The sequence below is a fragment of the Brachybacterium sp. UMB0905 genome (genome assembly GCF_002871795.1).
Taxonomy (GTDB): Bacteria; Actinomycetota; Actinomycetes; order Actinomycetales; family Dermabacteraceae; genus Brachybacterium.
In genome coordinates, this window is the sequence record NZ_PNHL01000020.1 from 1 (window position 1) to 11,346 (window position 11,346).

The 11,346-nt window shown below is 63.7% G+C and carries 2 protein-coding genes and 2 rRNA genes; all 4 read left to right on the forward strand.

The window, feature by feature from the left end; genetic code table 11:
* Nucleotides 1–285 precede the first annotated feature (285 nt).
* The 4 genes from CJ197_RS13715 to CJ197_RS13730 all read left to right on the forward strand — a co-directional run bounded on the left by CJ197_RS13715 (nt 286) and on the right by CJ197_RS13730 (nt 11,297).
* Nucleotides 286–3,350 (forward strand): 23S ribosomal RNA (locus CJ197_RS13715).
* Nucleotides 3,351–3,468: 118 nt separating this feature from the next.
* Nucleotides 3,469–3,585: ribosomal RNA gene (gene rrf, locus CJ197_RS13720) — 5S ribosomal RNA — on the forward strand.
* Between the two features lie 251 nt (nt 3,586–3,836).
* Complete coding sequence (locus CJ197_RS13725) at nt 3,837–4,844, forward strand: polyprenyl synthetase family protein (protein ID WP_102237309.1); 1,008 nt, start codon at nt 3,837–3,839, stop codon at nt 4,842–4,844.
* Between the two features lie 219 nt (nt 4,845–5,063).
* Nucleotides 5,064–11,297, forward strand: a complete 6,234-nt coding sequence (locus tag CJ197_RS13730; RefSeq protein ID WP_102237310.1) for an Ig-like domain-containing protein — start codon at nt 5,064–5,066, stop codon at nt 11,295–11,297.
* The last annotated feature ends 49 nt before the right edge of the window (nt 11,298–11,346 follow it).

The window sequence follows — 11,346 nt, forward strand, 5'->3', positions numbered from 1 at the left end:
GGCACTTCATCGTCTGTGTCGCATGTCTAGTACGCCCTGTTGGGGTGGGAACGAGATGCGGGCAGGGGGTTTGAGGTGGAGGCACGCTATTGGGGCATGAGGCTGCACGCCAAGCCCAGCTCGTCCCGAATGTTGTTCGGGTGTGTTGGGTGGTGTGGCTGGTCCTCCCTGCCGCGTCCTGGTTTGTGACTGGGAGTGGTGGTGTGGGGTTGTTTTTTGTGAACTGTATAGTGGACGCGAGCATCTTGTAAGCAATTTTGTTTTGCACAAAGTGTCTTTGTGTTGCTGTAAGTTTTTTAGGGCGCACGGTGGATGCCTTGGCACAAGGAGCCGACGAAGGACGTGTGAGTCTGCGATAAGCCTCGGGGAGTTGACAACTGAGCTGTGATCCGAGGATGTCCGAATGGGGAAACCCACCAGGGGTCATGCTCTGGTACCCGCCACTGAATGTATAGGTGGTGTGGAGGGAACGCGGGGAAGTGAAACATCTCAGTACCCGTAGGAAGAGAAAACAAAAGTGATTCCGTGAGTAGTGGCGAGCGAAAGCGGAGGTGGCTAAACCTTGTTTGTGTGATACCCGGCAGGGGTTGCAGGCAAGGGGTTGTGGGACGTATCGGTCTGGTCTGCCGGCCAGACGGCGTGGATGTGTGATGGTAGGCGAAGCCTTGTTGAGTGGGGCGGCGTAGAGGGTGTGACTCCCGTAGCTGAAACTGTCATGCGGCGTGATGCTGTTCCCGAGTAGCACCGGGCCCGTGAAATCCGGTGTGAATCTGCCAGGACCACCTGGTAAGCCTGAATACTACCTTGTGACCGATAGCGGACAAGTACCGTGAGGGAAAGGTGAAAAGCACCCCGGGAGGGGAGTGAAATAGTACCTGAAACCGTGTGCTTACAATCCGTCGGAGCCTTACGGGGTGACGGCGTGCCTTTTGAAGAATGAGCCTGCGAGTTAGTGGTCGGTGGCGAGGTTAACCCGTGTGGGGTAGCCGTAGCGAAAGCGAGTCTGAACGGGGCGTTCAGTCGCCGGCTCTAGACCCGAAGCGAAGTGATCTATCCATGGGCAGTGTGAAGCGCGGGTAAGACCGTGTGGAGGCGCGAACCCACTTCAGTTGAAAATGGAGGGGATGACCTGTGGATAGGGGTGAAAGGCCAATCAAACTTCGTGATAGCTGGTTCTCCCCGAAATGCATTTAGGTGCAGCGTTACGTGTTTCGTGCCGGAGGTAGAGCACTGGATAGGCGATGGGCCCCACCGGGTTACTGACCTTAGCCAAACTCCGAATGCCGGTACGTGAGAGCGTAGCAGTGAGACCGTGGGGGATAAGCTTCATGGTCGAGAGGGAAACAGCCCAGAACATCAGCTAAGGCCCCTAAGCGTGTGCTAAGTGGAAAAGGATGTGGAGTTGCTGAGACAACCAGGAGGTTGGCTTAGAAGCAGCCACCCTTGAAAGAGTGCGTAATAGCTCACTGGTCAAGTGATTCTGCGCCGACAATGTAGCGGGGCTCAAGTACACCGCCGAAGCTGTGTCACTCGGACTTTTGTCTGGGTGGGTAGGGGAGCGTCGAGCAGCTGGTGAAGCCGCGGGGGAACCCAGTGGTGGAAGCTGTTCGAGTGAGAATGCAGGCATGAGTAGCGATAGACGGGTGAGAAACCCGTCCGCCGATTGATCAAGGGTTCCAGGGCCAGGTTAATCCGCCCTGGGTTAGTCGGGACCTAAGGCGAGGCCGACAGGCGTAGTCGATGGACATCGGGTTGATATTCCCGAACCGATCGTAGGAGGACCCATACCGAACTATCTGATGCTAACCACCCGATCTTCACTCGTGGCCTTCGGGCTGCGTGCTGGGGTGAGGCTGGGAACCAAGGGTGTAGTAGGTCAGCGCGTGGGATGACGCAGAGAGGTAGCTTCCGCGGACTTAATGGAATAGTCCGTCCAAGCGTGCAGCCTGTGCACCGGTAATGCGGTGCCGTTGTGGGTGAGACGTGATGGGGATCCCGTATGGGCGTAGGTGAGTGATCCTGTACTGCCGAGAAAAGTTCCGGCGTGACGAATACGGTCGCCCGTACCCTAAACCGACTCAGGTGATCAGGTAGAGAATACCGAGGCGTTCGAGAGAATCGTGGTTAAGGAACTCGGCAAAATGCCCCCGTAACTTCGGGAGAAGGGGGGCCCGATCCGTGAGAGCGGGGAGGGCCGCAGAGACCAGGGAGAAGCGACTGTTTACTAAAAACACAGGTCCGTGCGAAGTCGTAAGACGCTGTATACGGACTGACGCCTGCCCGGTGCTGGAAGGTTAAGAGGACTGGTTAGAGCCTTCGGGTTCGAAGCTGAGAATTTAAGCCCCAGTAAACGGCGGTGGTAACTATAACCATCCTAAGGTAGCGAAATTCCTTGTCGGGTAAGTTCCGACCTGCACGAATGGCGTAACGACTTCTCCACTGTCTCAACCGCGAACTCGGCGAAATTGCATTACGAGTAAAGATGCTCGTTACGCGCAGCAGGACGGAAAGACCCCGGGACCTTTACTATAGTTTGATATTGGTGTTCGGGACGGCTTGTGTAGGATAGGTGGGAGACTGGGAAGCGTTCACGCCAGTGGATGTGGAGTCGTTGTTGAAATACCACTCTGGTCGTTCTGGATTCCTAACCTCGGTCCGTGATCCGGATCAGGGACAGTGTCTGATGGGTAGTTTAACTGGGGCGGTTGCCTCCTAAAGAGTAACGGAGGCGCTCAAAGGTTCCCTCAGCCTGGTTGGCAATCAGGTGTTGAGTGTAAGTGCACAAGGGAGCTTGACTGCGAGACAGACATGTCGGGCAGGTGCGAAAGCAGGAACTAGTGATCCGGCACTTCATTGTGGAATGGGTGTCGCTCAACGGATAAAAGGTACCCCGGGGATAACAGGCTGATCTTGCCCAAGAGCTCATATCGACGGCATGGTTTGGCACCTCGATGTCGGCTCGTCGCATCCTGGGGCTGGAGTTGGTCCCAAGGGTGAGGCTGTTCGCCTCTTAAAGCGGTACGCGAGCTGGGTTTAGAACGTCGTGAGACAGTTCGGTCCCTATCCGCTGCGCGCGTTGGATATTTGAGAAGTCCTGTCCCTAGTACGAGAGGACCGGGATGGACTGACCTCTGGTGTGCCAGTTGTTCTGCCAAGAGCATGGCTGGTTGGCTACGTCGGGAAGGGATAACCGCTGAAAGCATCTAAGCGGGAAGCCTGCTTCGAGATGAGATATCCTTGCACCCTTGAGGTGTGTGAGACCCCCAGGAGATGACTGGGTTGATAGGCCAGATGTGGAAGCGCAGCGATGTGTGGAGCTGACTGGTACTAATGGTCGATGACTTACAACAATAAACATCCTGTTGCTTTGATGGGTGTTCGCGTCCACTGTGCGGTTCACGAAAAACAACCCCAGCACGCTCGCTTTTGGGCGGGGTGTGTGAGGGCTGGTTGATTGTCTCATCGTGTTACGGCGGTCATAGTGTCGAGGAAACGCCCGGCTCCATTCCGAACCCGGAAGCTAAGCTTGATCGCGCCGATGGTACTGCACTCGGGAGGGTGTGGGAGAGTAGGTCGCCGCCGGACATCTTCACCGAAGAAGGGGTGGAGGGCAGCAGAACCCGCGTGAGCGGTGTTCGCGCCCCCACCCCTTTTTCCATGTGCGCCGGTGATCCCGGGCGGGTGATGCCGCAGGGACTCACCTGCTGTGTCACCCGGTAGGATGGGTGATCGTGCCGCGCCTCTGTGAGAGGTGCATGCCGTTGCGAACCGCACCAAGCGGATCGTGCCGTACAGCACCGGCCTGCTGCGCCGGATCTCTTTTCACCAGGAGTGTCATGCCGTCCACTCTGCCGGGCATCCCCGACATCGACGAACAGCTCGCCGATCGTGTGCTCGAGCGTCTCGGCGTCATCGAGGACGAACTCAAGGCCGCGGTATCAACCTCCGACGACATGATGCAGTGGACCGCCCGTCACCTGTTGGATGCCGGCGGCAAACGGGTTCGCCCCATGCTTGTGCTGCTCGCCGCGTCATTCGGGGATGTCCGCGCTCCCGCTGTCGTGGATGCTGCCGCCCTCGTTGAACTGACTCATCTGGCGAGCCTCTACCACGACGATGTGATGGACTCGGCGCCCACTCGACGGGGAGCCGACAGCGCACACACCCTCTGGGGCAACAACGTCGCGATCCTCACCGGTGACTTCCTCTTCGCCCGTGCCAGCTCCCTCAGCGCCCGCATCGGAGCCGATGCCGTTGCCCTTCATTCGGCGACCTTCGAACGACTGTGCATGGGACAGCTCCACGAGACCGTCGGTCCCGCCGAGGGCGATGACCCGTTCGAGCACTACATCTCGGTCCTTTCGGACAAGACTGCGTCGCTGCTGGCGCTTGCCGGTCACCTGGGGGCACTGGTCGGCGGCGCCGGTGATGACGTTGCAGACATCATGGGCCGCTATGGCGAGAAGGTCGGCGTCGCCTTTCAACTCGCCGACGATGTGCTGGATCTCGAGAGCGATGCGGCCACGAGCGGCAAAACCCCCGGTATCGACCTGCGGGAAGGCGTCCCCACGATGCCGACCCTGCTCGTGCGGCGCCGCGCGGCACAGCAGCAGGATCCTGCGGCGCATGCCATCGTGGACCGCCTGGACCAGGACCTTAGCGACGATGCGGCGCTGCACGAGCTCGTCGAGCTGCTGCGGCAGGATCCGGCCCTCGAGCAGACTCGCGATCTCGCTCAGCGCACCGCCATTGAGGCCGTCGAGATCCTGGCCGAGCTGCCGGCAGGCCCGGTCCGCGACGCCCTGACCACCTTCACCCGGACCCTCGTGCAACGCCGCCGGTGAACACCGAATGAACAGCTCAGGAGCTCCTCGCCCATGAGCTGGGGCGTCGCTGCTTCGTGACCTGCGTCGCAGCTTTCGCGCGCTCGGAACCGAGTACCCTAGCCACAGCGCAGCTGAGGGTGCCTGGAGCAGCTGAGGGCCGCCCGTCGGATCGCTGAGCCGGGGGCCAAGGTCGCACGCCAGGTGCTGTTGAGCGAGCATGGGACGAAGGGGAGGGCAATGACGATCGATGCACGCGCCAAACGTCGGCGCAGTCGACGTGTCACCGCGGTATCCGTCGCCGTCCTGTCGGTCATCGCCGTGGTCCTCACCGGATTCGCGCTCCGCTACGACGGTTTGTCCTCCTCCGAGGTCGAGGTGTCCAACGGCGGCGTCTGGGTCACCAACGGCAGTGGCGCCCTGATGGGCCGCGTCAATGTCGACGCCGCGGAGCTCGACGCGCGCCTCTCACATTCCGGCCAGGACCTGGACATCCTGCAATCCGGCTACACCGTCATCGAGACCGGCCCGCGCGGCTTCACCCCCATCAACACCGCCGCCGTCACCCGCGGCGGCCTCGTCGAACTCGCCCCCGGCTCGCAGATCAAGCTCGGCGGGGATCGCGTGGCCATCAGCTCCCCGGACGGCCGCGTCTGGATCCTCAGCCCCGACGAGGCAGCCGCCTTCAACCCCTCGGCCGTCGAGCCTGTGCTGGAGGGCGTGGACGGCGCAGAGGTGCCGATCGCCGTGAGCACCTCCGGCACCGTCTTCGTCCTGGACGGCTCCGAGCTCAAACGCTTCCCGCGCGCACAGAACACTCGCGACACGAAATCAGACAAGACCTTCACCGTCGGCAACGTCTCCACCAAGGGGGAGCTCGTCGACCTCACCACGGTCGGTGAGCAGCCGGTGGTGCTGGACCGCGAGAACCACATGCTGCGCTTGGGGGAGGACCTCAAGGACTACCAGCTCAACGATTACGGTGTCACGTCGCTGGAGAGCGCTGAGATCCAGCAGCCCGGCCCCGCGTCCCAGGACGTGGTGCTCGCTACCGCCGACGCCCTGTTCCGCATCCCTCTGTCCGGCGGTGAGGCCCAGCAGATTTCTGCGCGCGGCACCGGCACCACGATCGCCCCGCCCGCCCAGGTGGGCGGGTGCGCCTACGGCGCCTGGGGCGGTTCGCTGCGCTACGTCCGCGCCTGCGAGGGGCATGAACCGGTGTCTGAGTCGATTCCGGAGGCCAGCAGCGACGCCGATCTGGTCCTGCGCGTCAATCGCGACCTCGTGATCCTCAACGACCAGAAGTTCGGACTGTCCTGGGAGATCGCGGACTCCATGGAGCTGGTCGATGACTGGCTGATCGAACAGGAGATCCAGACCAGCCAGGACGAGGAGAAGGAGAAGGAAACCCTCACCACCACGATCACGAACGTGGCGGCCGAGCGCGATGAGGAGAACCGTCCCCCCGCGGCGAACGACGACACCTTCGGGGTGCGCCCCGGCCAGAGTGTCGTGTTGCCGGTGGTGCGCAACGACCACGACCCCGATGGTGACATCCTCTCTGTCGAGGTCGAGGGTGAGCAGCCATCCATCGGCACCGTCACCCCGATTCAGGGCGGCACCCAGCTGCAGATCGACGTGGACGAGGACGCTTCGGGGAAGGCGAGCTTCGAGTATGTGGCCGACGATGGCCGCGGCGGCACCGACACCGCGCGCGTCACCCTCGAGGTGCGGGCCGACGGCGAGAACTCCGGTCCGCAGCCCGCCGAGGTGATGATGCCCAAGGTGCAGGTGCGCGCCGGGGAGTCCGTCAGCTTCAACATCCTGCCGTACTGGGAGGATCCCGACGGCGATGCCTTCTACCTGTCCAACGCCACCATCCAGCCGCAGGACATCGTGACTTTCCGACCCGATGGAACGGTCATGATCAATGACGCGGGGCTCTCCCCGGGAACCAAGCAGATCCAGCTCACGTTCCGTGATGAGCACGGGGCGACCGGCGAGGGGGTGCTCGAAGTCGAATCAGTGACCGACAGCGACCTCGCCCCCATCACCACCGCCGATCACGCGAGCATCGTCGCCGGACGCACCACGACCATCAAGCCGCTGGTCAACGATCTGAACCCCAATGGCGGCTCCCTTGAGTTGCTGAGCGTCAGCGAGTCCGAGGATCTCGAGGTGGAGGCGGTGCTCGAGGCCGGCACCCTGAATATCACCGCTGCCTCCCCGGGCACCCACTACCTCGAGTACACGGTCGCTGCCGCCGGATCGAGCCAGGCCTCGCTCGGGCTCATCCGCGTGGACGTCGTCGAACCGGACTCCGAGAACCTCGCTCCGGTGGCCGTCGATGACATGGACACCGTCACCACCGGCGGGGACACCCTGGTGGATCCCCTGCAGAATGATGTGGATCCCACCGGTGGGGTGCTCGTCGTCAACCGGGTCACGGTCCCGGAGGGCAGTGGCCTCAAGGCCACCATCATCAACCACCATCTGGTGCGGATCGACGCTGAGCCCGGGGCGACGGTGGGGGAGGAGCCGGTACCGGTCACCTACGAGATCGCGAACTCGATCGGCAGCGCCACCGGCACCATCCGGGTGATGGTCGCCAGCACTGACACGCAGTTCGCCACCCCTGAGGCGGTGCCGGATCGGGCCGTCGTGCGCGCGGGGGACATGGTGAACATCGATGTGCTGAGCAATGACATCTCACCCACCGATGCTGATCTCCACCTCGGGGAGATCTCCGATACCTCCCGCTCCGAGGACCTCGGGCATGCTGAGCCCAATCAGGACATGGTCCGCTTCACGGCTGATGACGATGCGCAGGGCGAGGCGGTGCTGACCTATCAGGTGGTGGATGAGACCGGCCGTGACGGCTCCGCTCAGGTGCACATCACGATCATCCCGCGGGACGCGGAGAACGCGCCGCCTAAGCCGGACAACCTCACCGCCCGCACCGTGGCCGGCACCGAGGTGCGCATCCCCGTGGACACCACCGGCATTGACCCCGATGGCGACTCGGTGATGCTCACCGGTATCACGAGCCCCATGCCTGCGCTCGGGGAGGTGGTCTCGGCGACCGGTGAGTGGATCGTGTACCGGCCGTACGCCGACTCCGTGGGCACCGACCGCTTCCGCTACCAGGTGATGGACCGCCACGGCGCGATCGGCACCGCGGAGGTGCTGGTGGGCATCGCCGAGCCGAACGGAATGAATCAGCCGCCCTTCGCGGTGGATGACGTCATCGAGGTCAAGCCCGACCGGGAGGTCCAGATCCCGGTGCTGGACAATGACACCGACCCGGACGGCGACCCCCTCTCGATCGTGCGCTCCAAGACGGAGCCGCTCACGGAGATCGAGTACCTCGAACCGGCTGAGGGCTCGGAGGATGGCTACGTCACGGTGGTCTCTCCGTCCGAGCCGGGCACGCATACCCTGATCTACGGCGTGAGCGACGGTCAGCTGACCTCCACCGCGTCCCTCACCGTGAAGGTCGCGGAGAACGCGACAGATCGCAATCCCATCGCGCGCGATGATTTCGTGCCGGTCGACGATGTGCTCGACCCGGACATGGACCACGTGATGGTCGACGTGCTCGCCAACGACTCCGATCCCGATGGCAGCACCAATGACCTCACCGTCACCCTGGAGGGCGCTCCCGAGGGCGTCACCGAGGGAGAGGGGCACGGCACCTTCCGGATCGTCCCGCAGGAGGAGCAGCAGCGCCTGCGCTACGTCATCGAGGACCCTGACGGGCTGACGTCCGCCGGCTACATCTGGGTGCCCGGGACCGCGAAGCAGGCCCCCGTCTGGGTGGGGGACCCGCTGCAGGTGCAGTCCGGCAGCGAAGCCACGGTGGACCTCGCCAGCTCCGACAACGTGCGGGTGCGGCCCGGTGCGCAGGCGGCACGGATCGAGAACCTGGACACCGTCACCGCTGAGCACCACGACGGCGGTGAGCTGGTGAAGGATGAGTCCACGCTGGTGTACCGCCCGGCGGAGGGCTTCACCGGGGAGGACACCATCACCGTGGAGGTGACCGACGGGGTACCGGGGGATGCGACGGCCGCTGTCGCGACGCTCGCCATCCCCGTGGTAGTCAGCTCCGAGGATGAGAACCTGCCGCCCACCTTCCAGGGCTCCATGCTCGAGGTGGAGCAGGGCGGGGCTGCTTCCACCCTGGATCTGGCCATCGGCGCCTCGGATCCTGAGGACGATGACCTCACCTTCGCCCTGGGGGAGTACAGCCAGGATCCGGATGTGACGGTCAGCCTGGAGGGCTCCACGCTGCGCGCCACCGCCGACGCCAGCGCGCACAAGGGCACGGTGCTCTCCGTGCCGGTGACTGTCAGCGACGGCACCAACGACCCGGTCGAGGCGACGGTGCAGATCACCGTCGGCGGCTCCCAGCGGCCGACGATCTCCACCGGGCTGGATGAAGCGACGATCGATGCCGGAGACACCAAGACCCTGTCGGTGCTCGAGAACGACTCCAACCCCTTCCCGGGCGGAGAACGCACCATCACCGGTGCCTCTCTGGTCTCCGGAAAGGGTCAGATCGACTACGACGCGGACTCGGTGACGATCACGCCTGCGCCTGACTTCCACGGCTACCTCACGGCGCAGTACCAGGTGATCGACGAGACCGGCGACCCCGATCGCAAGGTCAGCGGCGAGATCCGGGTGACGGTGAGGGGACTCCCGGAAGAGCCGTCGGCGCCACGCATCGGTGAGGTCGGCGACGGGTTCGTGGAGCTGAACTTCAAGCCCGGGGCGGACAACGGCGCGCCCATCAGGGGCTACACCGTCACCTCCGCGAGCGGACCGGCAGTCTCCCAGGAATGCAGTTCCACCTCGTGCCGGATCACGGGACTGTCCAATGACACCGAGTACACCTTCCAGGTGGTGGCCACCAACGAGGTCGGCGATTCCAAGCCGTCCGCGCCCTCGGCCGTGGCGCGACCCGATGTGCGGCCGGAGGCCCCGGACGCGCCGCGGGCTGAGCGGGGGGACAAGCAGCTGACCGTCTCCTGGAGCGCACCGGTCAACCGCGGTTCGGCGATCCAGAAATACGAGCTGCAGCTGCAGAACACGGCCACCAATGAGGTGGTGACTCGTGAGGTGGACGGGTCCACCACGTCTCTGACGTGGACGGAGCTGACCAACGGGGTGGACTACCGCTTCCGGGTGCGGGCCGCCAACCTCGCCGATGAGCCGTCCGACTGGTCCGGCTGGTCGCAGGCGGAGCATCCGGCCGGGAAACCTGCTGCGCCCGGAGAGGCGCCCAGCGCGAAGCGGGTGGAGAACCCGGTGGGCGGCGGTATCACTGTGACCTGGTCGAGCATGACGGACAAGGAGGCGAACGGTGAACCGATCACGGAGTACATCGTCACCTCCTCCTCCGGGGCCAAGAAGACCGTGAAGGCGTCGCGCACCACAGCAACCTTCCAGGACCTGGACCGGGACGCCGAGCACACCTTCACCGTGCGCGGTGTGAACTCGGTGGGCACCGGACCGGCCTCCGGCGCCTCCAACGCCGTGACCCCCTGGGCGAAGCCCTCACCGCCCACCGGCGTGACCGCTGACATGCCCGACAAGGGCAAAGGGGCCGGCCCCAACGGCCGCGCCACCGTCTCGTGGAAAGCGGCCGACGGCAATGGCACGAAGGTCACGTCCTACGTGGTGCGGTGGAATGGCGGCGAGAAGACCGTCGACGCTTCCCAGACCAGAGTGAACATCAGCGAGCTCCACAACGGCACCTCTTACCGTTTCACCGTCGAAGCGCGTAACGGCTTCCATCAGGACGGCGGTGTCAGCGGTCCCTCCGCTGCCTCGCAGCCGGTCATCCCGTACACGGCACCGGACGCCCCGAACATCTCCGGCAAGAACAGCGCCTGCACCGACGCGAACTCCTGCCCGGTCGAGGTCGCAATGAACGCGAGCGGTTCCGATGGCGGCGTCGGCCCCAAAACCCTCGAGTACCGAGTGAACGGCGGCGAATGGAAGAAGGCGTCGGGGACCTCGCACACCCATACCGCGACGCTCCCCTCGGGCGGCTCGATCACGGTCGAGGCCCGGGTCAAGAACGGAGTCAAGAACGAAGAGCACCTGTACAGCTCACCGGTCAAGACCACGCAGAAGGCGAAGACGTACACGCCGCCGGCGCCGAAGGTGTCGACATCCGACTGGGCGCCGAAGGGAGAGCCCGGAAACCCAGGCGACGGGAGCTGCAATTCCGGGCTGTGCCGATACTTCAGCTACACCGTGACCGGTCTGAAGCCAGGGCAGACGGTGACGGTGGACTTCACCGACCCCACCACGTCCAAACCGTGGAGCTCGCACCAGATGACCGCGGACAGCAACGGCACGATCCATGTACCGTTGGGCCGCTTCTACTACGGTCATCCCGGCAAATCCGTCACCGTCCGCGTAAACGAAACGCCAGTCGGGGATATCCGCATGCCGGGGTGACCCCGACGTCTCGATGCCCCCCAATTCCACCTCCTGACATCTCTCGACC

What these genes read in the sequence shown, in the direction of transcription:
- CJ197_RS13725 (WP_102237309.1), top strand. Translation starts at nt 3,837, where the DNA reads ATGCCGTCCACTCTGCCGGGCATCCCCGACATCGACGAACAGCTCGCC.
- CJ197_RS13730 (WP_102237310.1), top strand. Translation starts at nt 5,064, where the DNA reads ATGACGATCGATGCACGCGCCAAACGTCGGCGCAGTCGACGTGTCACC.